Source organism: Streptomyces sp. NRRL S-350 (assembly GCF_000719705.1).
Lineage (GTDB): Bacteria > Actinomycetota > Actinomycetes > Streptomycetales > Streptomycetaceae > Kitasatospora.
Genome location: NZ_JOHO01000043.1, coordinates 43,630 through 58,586, shown reverse-complemented (window position 1 = coordinate 58,586; position 14,957 = coordinate 43,630). Strand labels below are relative to the sequence as shown.

The following is a 14,957-nucleotide window of genomic DNA, read 5'->3' as shown; positions in this document are numbered from 1 at the left end:
GGGCAGGGCTTGGCAAGGGCGGGCGGGGCGGGCCGGGGCGGTGCCGGCCGGCGTGCGGCCGACATGGGACGGGGCACCGCGCGCACTGTCCAGTGTGCGCGGTGCCCCGGGGTCCCAGGTGCGCCGGAGGGGTGAGGCCGGTCACCTGTGGCCGGTCGCCCAGGACCGGCCGGTGCGGACCTACTCCTGGTTGGCCAGGGTCGGGTACAGCGGGTACTTCTCGGCCAGCGCGGTGACGCGGGCCTTCAGCGCGGCGGCGACGCCCTCGTCGAAGGCGGGCTTGAGCGCCTCGGCGATGATGTCGGCGACCTCGCGGAAGTCCTCGGCCTGGAAGCCGCGGGTGGCCAGGGCCGGGGTGCCGATGCGCAGGCCCGAGGTGACCATCGGCGGGCGCGGGTCGTTCGGGATCGCGTTGCGGTTGACCGTGATGCCGACCTCGTGGAGGCGGTCCTCGGCCTGCTGGCCGTCGAGCCGGCTGTTGCGCAGGTCGACCAGGACCAGGTGCACGTCGGTGCCGCCGGAGAGCACGGACGCGCCGGCCTCGGCGACGTCGGCCCGCAGCAGGCGCTCGGCGAGGATGCGGGCGCCGTCCAGGGTGCGCTGCTGGCGGTCCTTGAACTCCTCGGACGCGGCGACCTTGAAGGCGACGGCCTTGCCCGCGATCACGTGCTCCAGCGGGCCGCCCTGCTGGCCGGGGAAGACCGCCGAGTTGATCTTCTTGGCGTACTCGGCCTTGGACAGGATGACGCCGCCGCGCGGGCCGCCCAGGGTCTTGTGGGTGGTGGTGGTGACCACGTCCGCGTAGGGCACCGGGTTGGGGTGCAGCCCGGCGGCCACCAGGCCGGCGAAGTGCGCCATGTCCACCATGAGCAGCGCGCCGACCTCGTCGGCGACCCGGCGGAACTCGGCGAAGTCCAGCTGCCGCGGGTAGGCGGACCAGCCGGCGATGATCAGCTTCGGCTGGTGCTCCTTGGCGAGGCGCTCGACCTCGGCCATGTCGACCTGGCCGGTCTTCTCGTCGACGTGGTACGCGACCACGTTGTAGAGCTTGCCGGAGAAGTTGATCTTCATGCCGTGGGTCAGGTGACCGCCGTGGGCCAGGTTCAGGCCCAGGATGGTGTCGCCCGGCTGGATCAGCGCGAACATCGCGGCGGCGTTGGCCTGCGCGCCCGAGTGCGGCTGGACGTTGGCGTGCTCGGCGCCGAACAGGGCCTTGATGCGGTCGATCGCGATCTGCTCGACCACGTCGACGTGCTCGCAGCCGCCGTAGTAGCGGCGGCCGGGGTAGCCCTCCGCGTACTTGTTGGTGAGCACCGACCCCTGGGCCTCCATGACCGCCACCGGGGCGAAGTTCTCGGAGGCGATCATCTCCAGGGTGGTCTGCTGGCGGTGCAGCTCGGCGTCGACCGCGGCGGCGATCTCCGGGTCGAGGGCGTGCAGGGACTGGTTGAGAACCGTCATGGTGTGGTCTTCCCGGTGGAGGAGAGGGGAGGGACGGTGGGGCGGGCCGACGCGTGCGCGGCCCGCCCGGTCACGAGCGGGTCAGGCCTTGACGAAGGCGTCGTACTCGGCCGCGCTGAGCAGCTTGCCGGTGGCCTCGACGCGCACCTTGAACAGCCAGCCGCCCTCGAACGGGGCGCTGTTGACCAGGCCGTTGTCGTCGACGACGTCCTGGTTGACCTCGGTGACCTCACCGGTGACCGGGGAGTACAGGTCGCTGACCGACTTGGTGGACTCCAGCTCGCCACAGGTCTCGCCCGCGGTCACCGCGGCGCCGACCTCGGGCAGCTGCACGTAGACGATGTCACCGAGCGCGTCGGCGGCGTGCTGGGTGATGCCGATCGTGGAGACACCGTCGGCGTCGGCGGCGGTCAGCCACTCGTGCTCCTCGGTGTACTGCAGGTGCTGGGGGTTGCTCATGGCGTCATTCTCCAGGATGGGAAGCGGGTACGGCGAAGCGGGCCGCCACGTGGACGGCTCCGACGTGCGGGTATGGGGAAAACAGGGGGGGCGGGCGGCCCGGCGGGCGCGCTCGTGGACCTCAGCGGGCGCGCTTGTAGAACGGCAGCGCGACGACCCGGACGGGCTCGTGCCTGCCGCGCACGTCCACCGCGACGGAGGTGCCGGGGGCCGCGTGGGCCGCGTCGACGTAGGCCATCGCGATCGGCTGCCCCAGCGTCGGGGACGGCGCACCGGAGGTGATCCGGCCGATCGGGGCGCCGTCGGCGGAGACCACCGTGTACTCGGCGCGCGGCACCCGCTTGCCGTCGGAGACGAGGCCGACCAGCACCTTCGGCGGGTTGCTCTCCGCCGCCGCGGCGGCCTGCTCCAGCGCCTTGCGGCCGACGAAGGCGCCGTCGTTGGTGGTCTTGTCGAAGCGGACGACCCGGCCCAGGCCCGCGTCGAACGGGGTGAGGTCGGTGGACAGCTCGTGCCCGTACAGCGGCATGCCCGCCTCCAGGCGCAGCGTGTCGCGGCACGACAGGCCGCACGGGATCAGGCCGCGGCCCTCGCCGGCGGCGGTCAGCGCCTGCCAGATCTCCTCGGCGTCGGCCGGCCGGCAGAAGATCTCGAAGCCGTCCTCGCCGGTGTAGCCGGTGCGGGCGAGCAGCACCTCGCGGCCGGCCACCTGCGCCGGGAGGATCGCGTAGTACTTCAGGCCGGGCAGGTCGGCGTCGGTGGTCCCGGCGAGGATCGCGGTGGCCTCCGGGCCCTGGACGGCGATCAGCGCGTAGGTGTCGCGGTCGTCGGTGACGACGGCGTCGAAGCCCTTGGCGCGGGCGATCAGCTCGTCGAGGACCAGCTGGGCGTTGGAGGCGTTGGCGACGACCAGGAAGGCGTCCTCGCGCAGGCGGTAGACGATCAGGTCGTCCAGGATGCCGCCGTCCTCGGCGCAGATCATGGTGTAGCGGGCGCGCAGCACGCCCAGCGCGGAGACGAAGCCGACCAGCGCGTGGTCCAGCATCTCGCCGGCCTGCGGGCCGGTGACGGTGATCTCGCCCATGTGCGAGAGGTCGAACAGACCGGCCTTGGTGCGGACGGCGAGGTGCTCCTCGCGCTCGCTCCCGTAGCGCAGCGGCATGTCCCAGCCGGCGAAGTCGGTCATGGTCGCGCCGAGGGCGCGGTGCAGCGCGTCGAGCGCGGTCAGGCGGAGGGACGACATGGCCAGGAACTCCTCGGTCGGGGCACTCAGGGGTGCACGCGCCGGACCGGACCCGCTGGGGACCGACCCCTGCGCGCGGGCATGCGGCGGCGTGGGTCTCCCCATCTGTCGTCGAACCTGAGAGCTTCACCGCCGAGCGGCCCGCAGCTGTTTCCAGCATCGGGCACAGCATGGCGGCTTGCACCGTGGGTGGGCGCGCGACAGGGCCGTGCGCCGCTTTCCAGATGTGCCTAACCCGTGCGGTAGGGGGGCCTGAGAGATTCCGGGGAGGACTTGCTCCTTCGGCGCCGGCTGTGCCGTCGTGCGGCACTCCGGGCTCTCCCGCGCGGGTTCGAGCGGCCGGTATGGAGTTGTGGGGGCCCGCGGCGCATGCCGTCGGACGCGCACATCATGGCACGTCCGGGACGAGGAGGGGAGAGGGGCCCGGCACGGGGCGGCGCACCGCGCGGCAGGCCGGGGCGTCGCACCGCGCGGCAGCCCGGGGCGGCGTACCGAACAGGAGCCCTAAGAGGAGCGCCCCGGGGCCCTAGACTTCTGCGCGTCGGCGCAGCAGTGGGCGGCCGACCGGCAGAGGGCGGAATCGGCGGCGCATGGAGTACCCGGTGGAGCAGCAGCAGGGGTGGGGCGGTCCGGAGCAGGCGCCGGCGGGCGGCACGTGGCCGGCCAACGAGCTGGAGCAGGTGCTGACCGCGGCCCTGGGCGACCCGGGCGCGACGCCGCGGGTGATCGAGGTGCTGGCCCGCAGCCAGGTGTGGGTGCCGCTGCCGGCCGGGGCCGACCCGCAGGGGCAGGCGCTGGACCTGCCGACCATCGAGCTGGCCGGCGACCCGTACGTGCCGGTGTTCTCCTCGCAGGAGGTGTTCCTGCAGCAGGCGCCGGGGATGGCCTTCGCCGTCGCGCCGGTCTGGGAGTTCGCCCGCGGGCTGCCGCTGGGCGTGGGCATCGCGGTGAACCCGGAGGCGGCGGTGGGCATCCCGGTGCCGCCGCAGGGCGTGGCCGAGTTGCGCCGCGGGCCCCGGCAGGACCGTTGGGAGGGCGTGGAAGGCGCCGACCCGGCGGCGCCGACCGGCGGCCGGGTGGCGCTGCGCGAACCGGTGCCGGGCGAGGACCCGGAGCACTTCCTGGCCGCCTGCCGGGCCGAACTGTCCGCACTGCCCGGAGTGTTGACCGCCCGCCGGGCGCTGGCCAGCATCGAGGGCGAGCCGACGGTGATGTTCGTGGGCGTCCAACTGGACCCGGCGGCCCCGGCCGACCCGGCCGCGGTGAACGAGGCGCTCGGCCGGGCGCTGGGAACCGCGCCGCTGCCGGGCGGCGTCCACCTCGTACTGCTCGACCTCGCCGACGACCCGGTGGTCGAGTGGCTGCTCACCCAGGTCATGCCCTTCTACGCGCGGGCGTGAGCGGGGTTCGTATCACAGGCACGTCGCCGTGGCGGTGGCCGGTGCCGCGCCATAGGGTGCGTGCAGACGGCTGACGGGCCGGCGGTTCGAGGAAAGAGGCGCGGCGAGGTGGGCGCATGAGTGCGGGAACGGGAGCGGGCGGGGTGCCAGGGCCCTGGGGCCCGGCCGGGCGCCCGGGAGCGGATCCGGGCGTGCTGGAGCACGCCCTGCGCGAGGTCGCGCCGGAGCGCTACGACGCGTACGAGCGGCTGCTGCACGCGCTGGCCGACGGCCGGGTCTGGATGCTGCTCTGGCACGGCACGCCCGGCAGCCCGGACGCGCAGTACGGGAACATGGAGATCAGCGGCCACGGCTACGCGCCCGCCGTCACCTCGCCCGAGCAACTGGCCGCCTCCGGGTGGGCCCGGGCCCACGAGGTCATCTCCGGCCGGGAGATCGCCGCGTCGCTGTACCGCACCCGCTGGGGCCTGTGGCTCAACCCGCACGCGCCCGGCGGCGGCGTCGGCGTGCCCTGGGCGGACCTGCGGCGGGTCGCCGCGGGCCTGGACCGGCTGCCGGCCGGTCCGCTGAAGCTGAGCGAGCCGCAGGTCAACGCCCAGCAGTTCTTCGCGCTGCTGGAGCGGCAGGCCGGCGAGGTGCGCGCGGTGCGGGCGCTGCGCCGGGCCTGGGTGCAGCCGGCGGTGGGGGAGCCGTACCTGGCGATCGGCCTGGACCTGTACGAGAGTTCGCCGCCGGCGGTGGAGGCGGTGCGCGCGCTGATGCAGCGGGCGATCGCGGTGGCCCCCGAGGGGCTGGCGGTGTCCACGGTGGCGATGTCGGACGAGTACGACCCGGTGGCGCTGTGGATGCGCGCCAACTCGCGCCCGTTCTTCGACCGGGAGGCGGGCCGCCCGGCGACCGGGCCGTACCCGCCGGTGCCGCCGCCCCCGTACCCGGGGCAGTCCATGCCGGGGCAGCCGACGCCGGGGTGGTCCTACGGGACGCAGCCGCCCGCGCAGGGCTGGCAGCAGCAGCCGCCGCAGCGGCCGTGGCCCGGATATCCGGGGCGCTGACCGGCAGGCCTTTTCCGCGAAGCCGACTTGATCGACCATCAAGTCGGCTTCGATGCTTTCCGGACGAATTTCCGGTTCGCGGGCCACGATCGCCTTGACATGCCTGTTACAGGCATGTGAAGAGGGATATGCCGCAGGCCGGGGGGATGCATGCCTGCAGATCACAGTTGGGCATCTCTCGGTTGTCAGGTCTGGCGTAAGCCAGTTCGCATGGCAGAGAGTTCTGCGCAACGCACCGCGCGTACTGGAACCCCACAAAGGTGAGCGCGCGTGCCGACCGCCAGCCCACGCGACGCCCATCCCGCGTGACGGCAGTGCCTGTGCACGACGCACTGCCGCGAACACCCGTTCCTCCTAGCACCTTTCGCACGTCCGCAGCCGCACCGCCGAAGCCGGCGACCGGCACCCGTGGGCCGGCCACCGTCGGCGAGGGGACCAACTGACCATGACCGCATCCGTGACCACCGCCGGGAACGAGCCGGAGGCAGCCGCCGCCGCGAGCCCGGCCAAGACGATCGAGGGCCGCTCCCTCGGTCGGATCGCCTGGACCCGCTTCAAGCGGGACAAGGCCGCCGTCGCCGGCGGCGTCGTGGTGATCCTGCTGATCCTGCTCGCCGTGCTGGCCAAGCCGATCGAGTCGGTGTTCGGCCTCGACCCCGACGCCCTCCACCAGGACCTGCTGGACGCCGACCTCGGCGGTCTGCCGTTCGGCGACTGGGGCGGCATGAGCGGGGACCACCTGCTCGGCGTCGACCCGCTGCAGGGCCGCGACCTGCTCACCCGCGTCATCGAGGGTTCCTGGGTCTCCCTGCTGGTCGCCTTCGGCGCGACCCTGCTGTCCAACACCATCGGCACCGTGCTCGGCATCATGGCCGGCTACTACGGCGGCTGGGTGGACACCCTGATCAGCCGCGTGATGGACGTCTTCCTGGCGTTCCCGCTGCTGCTCTTCGCCATCGCGATCTCGACCTCGCTGCAGGGCGGCGCGTTCGGCCTGCACGGCCTTCCGCTGCACATGCTGGTCCTGATCTTCGTGATCGGCTTCTTCAACTGGCCCTACATGGGCCGGATCGTGCGCGGACAGACGCTCTCCCTGCGCGAGCGGGAGTTCGTCCACGCGGCGCGCAGCCTGGGGGCCCGCGGCCCGTTCATCCTGTTCAAGGAACTGCTGCCCAACCTGGTCGGTCCGATCCTGGTCTACTCGACCCTGCTGATCCCGACCAACATCCTCTTCGAGGCCGGGCTGAGCTTCCTCGGTGTCGGCATCCAGCCCCCGCAGGCCTCCTGGGGCGGCATGCTCCAGGACGCGATCCGGTACTACCAGGTGGACCCCCAGTACATGGTGGTCCCCGGGCTGGCGATCTTCATCACCGTGCTCGCCTTCAACCTGCTCGGCGACGGGCTGCGTGACGCCCTCGATCCCAAGAGCAACTGACACCCAGCGTCGGAACCCTCCACCGCCTCCACATCCTCAAGGGGTTGATCTCACCCATGCGCAGGTCCCGTACCGTCGCCCTGACCGCGGCGGCCGCCGCCGCGGTCCTGGTCGTCACCGGCTGTTCCAGCTCGTCGAAGAGCGGTGACTCGTCCTCGTCGTCCTCCGCCTCGGGCGGCGGAGCCAACGCGGCCACCAAGAACATCGTCAACGCCTCGGACAAGAAGGGTGGGACGGTCACCTTCGAGATGAAGGGCACCCCGGACTCGCTCGACCCGGGCAACACGTACTACGCGTACATCTACAACTTCTCGCGCCTGTACGCCCGCCCGCTCACCACCTTCAACCCGGCCGCGGGCGAGGACGGCAACAAGCTCGTCCCGGACCTCGCCGAGTCCATGGGCCAGCCCAGTGCGGACGGCCTGACCTGGACCTACAAGCTGCGCGCGGGCCTGAAGTACGACGACGGCACCCCGATCACCTCGAAGGACGTCAAGTACGCCGTCGAGCGCTCCAACTTCGCGCCGGACGTGAACTCCAACGGCCCGACCTACTTCCACGACCTGCTGGTCGACAACGACACGCCGTACGCGGGCCCGTACAAGGACAAGACCGGCGACCTGCACTCGATCGAGACGCCGGACGACACCACGGTCGTCTTCCACCTGAAGCACCCGTTCGCGGACTTCGACTACCTGGTCAGCGCCCCGCAGACCGCGCCGGTCCCGCAGGCCAAGGACACCGGTGCCGACTACGTCAAGCACATCGTGTCCTCGGGCTCCTTCAAGTTCGAGTCCTACGAGGACGGCAAGCAGGCCGTCCTGGTGCCGAACACCAACTGGGACAAGAGCACCGACCCGATCCGGAAGCAGCTGCCGGACAAGATCGTGCTCAAGATGAACATCGACCAGGCCACCATCGACAAGGACCTGCTGGCCGGCAACGCCCAGGTCGACCTGGTGGGCGGCGGTGTCGACCCGCAGACCCAGGCGCAGATCCTGCAGAACCCGAAGCTCAAGGCCAGCACCGACAACGCCTACGGCGGCCGCCTGGTCTACCTGGCGATCAACTCCCAGGTCGCGCCGTTCGACAACGTGGACTGCCGCAAGGCCGTCCAGTTCGCGATCGACAAGGTCTCGGTGCAGACCGCCGAGGGCGGCCCGATCCGCGGCCAGATCGCCAACACGGTGCTCCCGCCGGACATCCCGGGCCACCAGGACTTCAACCAGTTCGAGACCAAGGACAACAAGGGTGACGAGGCCAAGGCCAAGGACGCCCTGAAGGCCTGTGGCAAGGACAGCATCAACACCGTGATCTCGGCCCGCACCGAGCGCGCCACCGAGGTCGCCGCCGCCACCTCGATCCAGGCCGCGCTGAAGAAGGTCGGCATCAACGCCGAGATCCAGCAGTTCCCGCAGGGCAAGTACCTGACCGACAGCGCCGGTGCCCCGCAGTTCACCAAGGACCACAACATCGGCCTGATGATGATGCAGTGGGGCGCCGACTGGCCGACCGGGTACGGCTTCCTGCAGCAGATCGTCGACGGCCGCGCGATCAAGGCCTCCGGCAACAGCAACCTGTCGCAGCTGAACGACCCGTCCGTCAACAAGATGATCGACGACGCGGCCGTCAACACGGACAAGGGCGCCCGCGAGAAGCTCTACGGCGACATCGACAAGAAGGTCATGGAGCAGGCGGTCATCGTCCCGCTGACCTACTTCAAGGTCTTCCTGTACCGCCCGGACAACGCCACCAACATCGCCTCCACCCCGGCGTTCTCGGGTGAGTACGACTACCTGAACATCGGCACCACCAAGTAAGAGCCTGGCTCCGCATCCCTGAAGGCAGGTGAAGGCAGCGGCGCCCGCCGTCGTCCGGAGGATCCCGGACGACGGCGGGCCGCCGGAGCCGCCCAACTGTGTTTGCCTACATCATCCGCAGGATCTTCGCGGCGGTGCTGCTGCTGCTGGTCGTCAGCGCGGTCACCTTCGCGATCTTCTTCCTGCTCCCGCGCGTCGCCGGCGAGACGGCCGACCAACTGGCCGCCCAGTACATCGGGAAGAACCCCTCACCCGACGCGATCGCCGCGGTCAAGCAGAACCTCGGCTTCGACCAGCCGCTGTACGTCCAGTACTGGAACTTCCTCAAGGCGCTGGTCAGCGGCGCCGAGTACAAGTTCGGGCCGGAACCGGCCACCTGCCACGTGCCCTGCTTCGGCTACTCCTTCAAGAACCACCTGGAGGTCTGGCCCGAGCTGTCCAAGCGGATCCCGGTCACCATGTCGCTCGCCGCCGGCGCGGCCGTGCTCTGGCTGGTCTCCGGCGTCGCCACCGGCGTCGTCTCCGCCCTCAAGCCGAAGTCGATCTTCGACCGGCTCTCGATGGGCGTCGCCCTCGCCGGCGTCTCGCTGCCGGTCTTCTTCACCGGCGCGCTGCTGCTCACGCTGTTCAGCTACGAGTGGCCGATCCTGGACAACCTGCACTACGTCGACTTCACGGACAACCCGCTGATGTGGGCCCGCAACCTGATCCTCCCCTGGATCTCGCTGGCCTTCCTCTACTCCGCGCTCTACGCCCGGCTCACCCGCGCCGGAATGCTGGAGACCATGAGCGAGGACTACATCCGCACCGCCCGGGCCAAGGGCCTGGTCGAGCGCAAGGTCGTCACCCGGCACGGGCTGCGCGCCGCGCTCACCCCGATCGTCACCATCTTCGGCATGGACCTCGGGCTGCTCCTCGGCGGCGCCCTGATCACCGAGCAGGTCTTCTCGCTCCAGGGCGTCGGCCAGTTCGCCGTCCAGGCGATCTCCGACAACGACCTGCCCAAGATCCTCGGCGTCACCCTCCTCGCCGCCTTCTTCATCGTCGCCTGCAACCTCGTGGTCGACCTCCTGTACGCCCTCGTCGACCCCCGGGTGAGGCTCTCGTGACCGAGCTCCAGAAGACCACGGAAGCCACCGCGCAGGCCCCGTCCGGTGACCCCTTCCTCTCCGTGCGCGACCTGCGGATCCACTTCGACACCGACGACGGCCTGGTCCGCTCGGTCGACGGGGTCAGCTTCGACCTGCACAAGGGCCGCACCCTCGGCATCGTCGGCGAGTCCGGCTCCGGGAAGTCCGTCACCTCGCTCGGCATCATGGGCCTGCACCGCTCCAAGCGGGCCCGGATCAGCGGCGAGATCCTGCTCGACGGCGAGGACCTGATCGCCGCCGGACCGGACCGCGTACGCCAACTGCGCGGCCGCGAACTGGCGATGATCTTCCAGGACCCGCTGACCGCGATGCACCCCTACTACACGGTGGGGCAGCAGATCGTCGAGGCGTACCGGGTGCACCACCCGCAGGCCACCAAGAAGCAGGCCCGCACCCGGGCGATCGAGATGCTCGACCGGGTCGGCATCCCGCAGCCCGACCGCCGGGTCGACGACTACCCGCACCAGTTCTCCGGCGGCATGCGCCAACGCGCGATGATCGCCATGGCGCTCGTCAACGACCCCGCCCTGCTGATCGCCGACGAGCCCACCACCGCCCTGGACGTCACCGTCCAGGCGCAGATCCTGGACCTCATCCGCGACCTCCAGGACGAGTTCGGCTCCGCCGTCATCATCATCACCCACGACCTCGGGGTGGTCGCCGAACTGGCCGACGACATCCTGGTCATGTACGGCGGCAAGTGCATCGAGCGCGGACCGGCCGAAACCCTCTTCGACGCGCCCGAACACCCCTACACCTGGGGCCTGCTGGGCTCGATGCCGCGCCTGGACCGGGAACTGCAGGACCGGCTCGTCCCGGTCAAGGGCACCCCGCCCAGCCTGATCAACGTGCCGACGGGCTGCGCCTTCCACCCGCGCTGCCCGTACGCCGACCTGACCGACGGGCGCTCCACGAGCGAGGTCCCGGTGCTGGCCGAAGCCGCACCCGGCCACTACGCGGCCTGCCACCTGCCGGTCGGCGAGCGGCACCGCATCTTCGCCGAAGAGATCGCGCCCCGGCTGTGAGCCCGGCCTCGTACCACCTTTCTGGAGAGAACCGATGACGGACACTCAGGCGGCCACGATCCCGGGGCCGGCGCCCGCCTCCGACCGCGAGCCGCTGCTGAAGGTGACCGGCCTGACCCGGCACTTCCCGATCCGCGGCGGGCTGCTCCGCCGTCAGACCGGCGCGGTGCGGGCCGTCGACGGCATCGACTTCTCGGTCAACGCCGGCGAGACGCTGGGCGTCGTCGGGGAGTCCGGCTGCGGCAAGTCGACCATGGGCCGACTGGTCACCCGGCTCGACGAACCGACCGGCGGCAAGATCGAGTTCGAGGGCACCGACATCACCCACCTGAGCGTCGGGGCGATGCGGCCGCTGCGCCGCGACATCCAGATGATCTTCCAGGACCCGTACTCCTCGCTGAACCCCCGGCACACCGTCGGCACCATCGTCGGCGCGCCCTTCAGGCTCCAGGGGGTCCAGCCCGAGGGCGGCGTCAAGAAGGCCGTCCAGGAGCTGCTGGAGCTGTGCGGCCTCAGCCCCGAGCACTACAACCGCTACCCGCACGAATTCTCCGGCGGCCAGCGCCAGCGCATCGGCATCGCCCGGGCGCTCGCCCTGAAGCCGAAGATGATCATCGCGGACGAGCCGGTCTCCGCCCTGGACGTCTCCATCCAGGCCCAGGTGGTCAACCTGCTGGACGACCTCCAGCAGGAACTCGGACTGACCTACCTGATCATCGCGCACGACCTCTCGGTGGTCCGGCACGTCTCCGACCGGGTCGCGGTGATGTACCTCGGCAAGATCGTGGAGATCGCCGACCGGGACGCGCTCTACCGCAGCCCGATGCACCCGTACACCAACGCGCTGATGTCCGCCGTGCCCGTCCCCGACCCGCGCCGCCGCCAGCGCGCCGGCCGCGAACGGATCCTGCTCACCGGCGACGTCCCCTCCCCGATCAACCCGCCCAGCGGCTGCCGCTTCCGCACCCGCTGCTGGAAGGCGCAGGACGTCTGCGCCACCCAGGAGCCGCCGCTCACCGCACTGGCGACCGGACACCAGGTGGCCTGCCACTTCCCGGAGAACGCGCCCGCGGGCGCGCCGGAGGCCACTGCCTCCTGAGCTCCGGCCCGACGCGCAAGGCCGCCCATGCGGAAGGCCGCCCACCCCCGGCCAGGGGGCGGGCGGCCTTCCGTCGTCCGGGCCGGAACCGTCAGGGGCGGCCGGTCGTCACGGGCGCCGACTCCCGGGCCTCCGGCACGGAGGCGGCCGCCGCCCGCGGAGCGTCCGCCGGCAGCGGTCCGCCCGGAGCACGGCCGGCCGGACGGGCCGGCAGCGCCTCGGCCGGGAAGCGGCGGTTCAGCGCCTTGACCGCCCGGCGGCCGAGGTTCTGGAACGGGATCTCGATCAGCCGGTAGCTGAGGTAGCTGACCAGCAGCAGGGCGGCCATGAAGGCGACGAACTGCACGCTGCGGCCCTGCCAGGAGACGAAGGGCTTGCGGTCCTCCAGCAGCCACTCCATCCCGTGGATGAGCGGGTTGTGCAGCAGGTACACCGAGTAGCTGATCGTGCCCAGCCAGGCGAGCGCCCGCGGGAACCGCCGCCGGCGCAGCAGCATGCCGAGCACGAAGACGACCCAGGCGGCCAGGTACGCGAAGGAGAAGGACTTCCAGGTCTCGCTCCAGGTGCGCCACAGGGCCTGGTCGTGGTTGTACATGAAGCCGGACAGGAAGCCCGCCGTGAGGACGAAGGCGCAGCACAGGACCGCCGGGGTGCGGTCGATCTGGCCGTGCTCCAGCCGGTACAGCACCGTCCCGGCGAACATGGTCGCGAAGACCATCAGGCTCTCGAAGGCGGCGGACCGGCTGTTCAGCAGGACCAGCACCAGGCCCAGCCCGCCGAGCATCGTCCCGCCCCAGCGGGTCAGGTCGGCGCGGCCGGTGAAGATGCAGGCCATCGCGGCGACCACGACGATCCCGGCGGCCAGCACCAGGTTCCGGACGGCGGGCAGCCCGTCGGCCGTGATCGAGCCGAGCGGCAGCCAGCCGCCGAGGACCAGCGCGCCGGCCGCGAAGCCGATCGCGATCGGGGCGCTCTGCCGGTGCCGGCCGGTGACGAAGAGGGTCGTCACGAAGTAGTAGAAGACCATCTCGTAGGTGAGCGTCCACATCACCCCGATGACGTTCGTGACGCCCATCATGTCCTGGACCATCAGGCCGTTGCCCGCCAGCGTCAGCAGCGGGTGGTCGAACGCCCAGCCCTGGACGACCGTGTGGCTGCGGGGCAGGACCAGCAGGCTCGCCACCACCGCGACGATCACCACCGGGTAGATCCGGAAGTACCGGCCCGCCCAAAACGCCCGCACGTCGCCGCGCCGTTCCAGCGAGGCCGGGATGATGTAGCCGCTGACCAGGAAGAACAGCATCACGCCGAAGATGCCCGGGTCCAGGTAGCGCGGCACGTGGTCGGCATGGAGCCAGACGAACGGCAGGGCCAGGTGGTAGACCGCCACGGAGAGCGCGGCTATGCCGCGCAGGGCGTCGAGCCAGCCCAGCCGCGCCGAGGCGGTGGCCGGGCCGCCCGCCGCGGTACGGGCGTTGTTGCGGCGCCATGGCGCGCGTTCGATGAGCTTCACACGCGGGAGGCTAGCGGAATCCGCTCCGCGGGTACCGCGGCGGTCGCCGGAAAGCGGCGGTCGAGCGCCTTGGCCGCCCTGCGGCCGAGGTTCTGGAACGGGATCTCCACCAGGCGGTAGCCGAGGTAGCCCAGGACGACCAGCGCCGCCAGGAAGCCGGCCGTGAGGGCCGCCTGGCCCTTCCAGCCGACGATCGGGGAGTGGCCCCGCAGCTTCCAGCCGATGAGGTGCATCAGCGGGCCGTGCAGCAGGTAGACCGAGAAGCTGATCGTGCCGAGCCCGCTGAGCCAGCGCGGGAAACGCCGGTGTCGCAGCAGCATGCCGCCGGCGAAGACGGCCCAGGCGGCGAGGTAGGTCAGGGAGAACGCCGTCCACGACGCGGTCCAGGTGTGCCACAGGGCCGTGCCGTGGTCGTACAGGTAGCCCACCGCGACGCCGCAGACGACGACGAAGGAGCAGCAGAGCAGGGCCGGGAGCCGGTCGATCCGGCCGTGTTCCAGCCGGTACAGCACCGTTCCGGCGAACATGGTCGCGAAGATCATCATGGTCTCGAACCCGGCGGCGCGGCTGTTCAGCGTGACGAGGGCCAGGCCCAGACCGCCGAGCAGCAGGGAACCCCAACGGGTCGGCTCCGGGCGGCCGGTGGCGATGCAGGCCATCGCCGTCACCACGAGGACCGCGCCGGCGGTCACCAGGTGCCTGGTCGAGGCGAGGTCCACGGTGATGGCGCCCAGCGGCAGCCATGCGCCGAGCACCAGGGCGACGGCCGCGAAACCGACCGTGACCGGTGCGCTGTGCCGGTGCCACCCGAGGACGAACAGCGCCGTCACGAAGTAGTAGAAGACCATCTCGTAGGTGAGCGACCACATCACCCCGATGCTGCTCGGCACCCCCATCAGGTCCTGCAGCATCAGCCCGTTCGCCGCGGTCGACAGCAGCGGGTGGTCGAAGGAGAAGTCCTGGACGGCGGTCGAGCTGCGCGGCAGGACCAGCAGGCTCGCCCCCACGGTGACGACCACCGCCGGGTGGATGCGGAAGAACCGGCCCAGCCAGAACGCCCGCACGTCGCCGCGCCGTTCCAGCGAGGCCGGGATGACGTAGCCGCTGACCAGGAAGAACAGCATCACGCCGAAGAAGCCGAGATCCAGGTACTTCGGCACCTTCGACCCGTGCGGGATCTTGTCGAGGAGGCCGAAGTGGTGCAGCGCGACGGCCAGGGCGGCCAGTCCGCGCAGCGCGTCGAGCCAGCCGAGCCGGGGTCGGGCGGGGGATTGCAGCTTCACAGCCGGGAGGCTAGCC

At 71.3% G+C, this 14,957-nt stretch carries 12 protein-coding genes and 1 riboswitch; of the genes, 7 read left to right on the top strand and 5 right to left on the bottom strand.

Annotated elements, in window-relative coordinates; genetic code table 11:
• Positions 1–180 precede the first annotated feature (180 nt).
• The 3 genes from glyA to gcvT all read right to left on the bottom strand — a co-directional run bounded on the left by glyA (position 181) and on the right by gcvT (position 3,163).
• A complete protein-coding gene (glyA, locus tag IF30_RS0129040) occupies positions 181–1,461 on the bottom strand; it encodes a serine hydroxymethyltransferase (protein ID WP_030243958.1) in 1,281 nt (426 codons plus the stop codon).
• Positions 1,462–1,542: 81 nt separating this feature from the next.
• Positions 1,543–1,920: a glycine cleavage system protein GcvH gene (gene gcvH, locus IF30_RS0129035; protein WP_030243956.1), complete on the bottom strand. Its 378-nt coding sequence runs from the start codon at positions 1,918–1,920 to the stop codon at positions 1,543–1,545.
• A 121-nt stretch (positions 1,921–2,041) separates the two neighbouring features.
• On the bottom strand, positions 2,042–3,163 hold the full coding sequence (gene gcvT, locus IF30_RS0129030; RefSeq protein WP_030243955.1) for a glycine cleavage system aminomethyltransferase GcvT: 1,122 nt from the start codon (positions 3,161–3,163) through the stop codon (positions 2,042–2,044).
• 230 nt (positions 3,164–3,393) lie between these two features.
• Positions 3,394–3,497, bottom strand: a riboswitch (glycine riboswitch).
• Between the two features lie 256 nt (positions 3,498–3,753).
• On the opposite strand from gcvT, the gene IF30_RS0129025 reads away from it, so the two are divergent.
• The 7 genes from IF30_RS0129025 (at position 3,754) to IF30_RS0128995 (ending at position 12,145) form a co-directional block, all read left to right on the top strand.
• Positions 3,754–4,563: an enhanced serine sensitivity protein SseB C-terminal domain-containing protein gene (locus tag IF30_RS0129025; protein WP_030243952.1), complete on the top strand. Its 810-nt coding sequence runs from the start codon at positions 3,754–3,756 to the stop codon at positions 4,561–4,563.
• Positions 4,564–4,679: 116 nt separating this feature from the next.
• Positions 4,680–5,615: an enhanced serine sensitivity protein SseB C-terminal domain-containing protein gene (locus IF30_RS0129020; RefSeq protein ID WP_051711453.1), complete on the top strand. Its 936-nt coding sequence runs from the start codon at positions 4,680–4,682 to the stop codon at positions 5,613–5,615.
• A 445-nt stretch (positions 5,616–6,060) separates the two neighbouring features.
• Positions 6,061–7,050 (top strand): ABC transporter permease, encoded by a 990-nt coding sequence (locus IF30_RS0129015; protein ID WP_030243946.1) that lies wholly within the window; start codon positions 6,061–6,063, stop codon positions 7,048–7,050.
• A 56-nt stretch (positions 7,051–7,106) separates the two neighbouring features.
• A complete protein-coding gene (locus tag IF30_RS0129010; RefSeq protein ID WP_030243944.1) occupies positions 7,107–8,870 on the top strand; it encodes an ABC transporter substrate-binding protein in 1,764 nt (587 codons plus the stop codon).
• Between the two features lie 98 nt (positions 8,871–8,968).
• Positions 8,969–9,979: an ABC transporter permease gene (locus IF30_RS0129005; protein WP_030243942.1), complete on the top strand. Its 1,011-nt coding sequence runs from the start codon at positions 8,969–8,971 to the stop codon at positions 9,977–9,979.
• A complete protein-coding gene (locus IF30_RS0129000; protein ID WP_030243940.1) occupies positions 9,976–11,046 on the top strand; it encodes an ABC transporter ATP-binding protein in 1,071 nt (356 codons plus the stop codon). Before IF30_RS0129005 ends, IF30_RS0129000 begins: the two co-directional genes overlap by 4 nt.
• Positions 11,047–11,080: 34 nt before the next feature.
• Positions 11,081–12,145, top strand: a complete 1,065-nt coding sequence (locus tag IF30_RS0128995; RefSeq protein WP_030243938.1) for an ABC transporter ATP-binding protein — start codon at positions 11,081–11,083, stop codon at positions 12,143–12,145.
• 91 nt (positions 12,146–12,236) lie between these two features.
• Here IF30_RS0128995 and IF30_RS0128990 read toward each other — a convergent pair whose 3' ends face one another.
• Together IF30_RS0128990 and IF30_RS0128985 are read right to left on the bottom strand one after the other, a co-directional pair.
• The gene (locus tag IF30_RS0128990; protein ID WP_051711452.1) at positions 12,237–13,658 is read right to left on the bottom strand and encodes an acyltransferase family protein; all 1,422 of its coding nucleotides are present in this window, start codon (positions 13,656–13,658) and stop codon (positions 12,237–12,239) included.
• Positions 13,655–14,941, bottom strand: coding sequence for an acyltransferase family protein (locus IF30_RS0128985; RefSeq protein ID WP_051711450.1), 1,287 nt, complete (start codon positions 14,939–14,941; stop codon positions 13,655–13,657). Before IF30_RS0128985 ends, IF30_RS0128990 begins: the two co-directional genes overlap by 4 nt.
• Positions 14,942–14,957 lie beyond the last annotated feature (16 nt).

Excerpts from the sequence above, each read along its gene's own strand:
- IF30_RS0129020 (WP_051711453.1), top strand. The coding sequence starts at position 4,680 with ATGAGTGCGGGAACGGGAGCGGGCGGGGTGCCAGGGCCCTGGGGCCCG.
- gcvH (WP_030243956.1), bottom strand. The coding sequence starts at position 1,920 with ATGAGCAACCCCCAGCACCTGCAGTACACCGAGGAGCACGAGTGGCTG.
- IF30_RS0129015 (WP_030243946.1), top strand. The coding sequence starts at position 6,061 with ATGACCGCATCCGTGACCACCGCCGGGAACGAGCCGGAGGCAGCCGCC.
- IF30_RS0129025 (WP_030243952.1), top strand. The coding sequence starts at position 3,754 with ATGGAGTACCCGGTGGAGCAGCAGCAGGGGTGGGGCGGTCCGGAGCAG.
- IF30_RS0128995 (WP_030243938.1), top strand. The coding sequence starts at position 11,081 with ATGACGGACACTCAGGCGGCCACGATCCCGGGGCCGGCGCCCGCCTCC.
- gcvT (WP_030243955.1), bottom strand. The coding sequence starts at position 3,163 with ATGTCGTCCCTCCGCCTGACCGCGCTCGACGCGCTGCACCGCGCCCTC.
- glyA (WP_030243958.1), bottom strand. The coding sequence starts at position 1,461 with ATGACGGTTCTCAACCAGTCCCTGCACGCCCTCGACCCGGAGATCGCC.
- IF30_RS0129010 (WP_030243944.1), top strand. The coding sequence starts at position 7,107 with ATGCGCAGGTCCCGTACCGTCGCCCTGACCGCGGCGGCCGCCGCCGCG.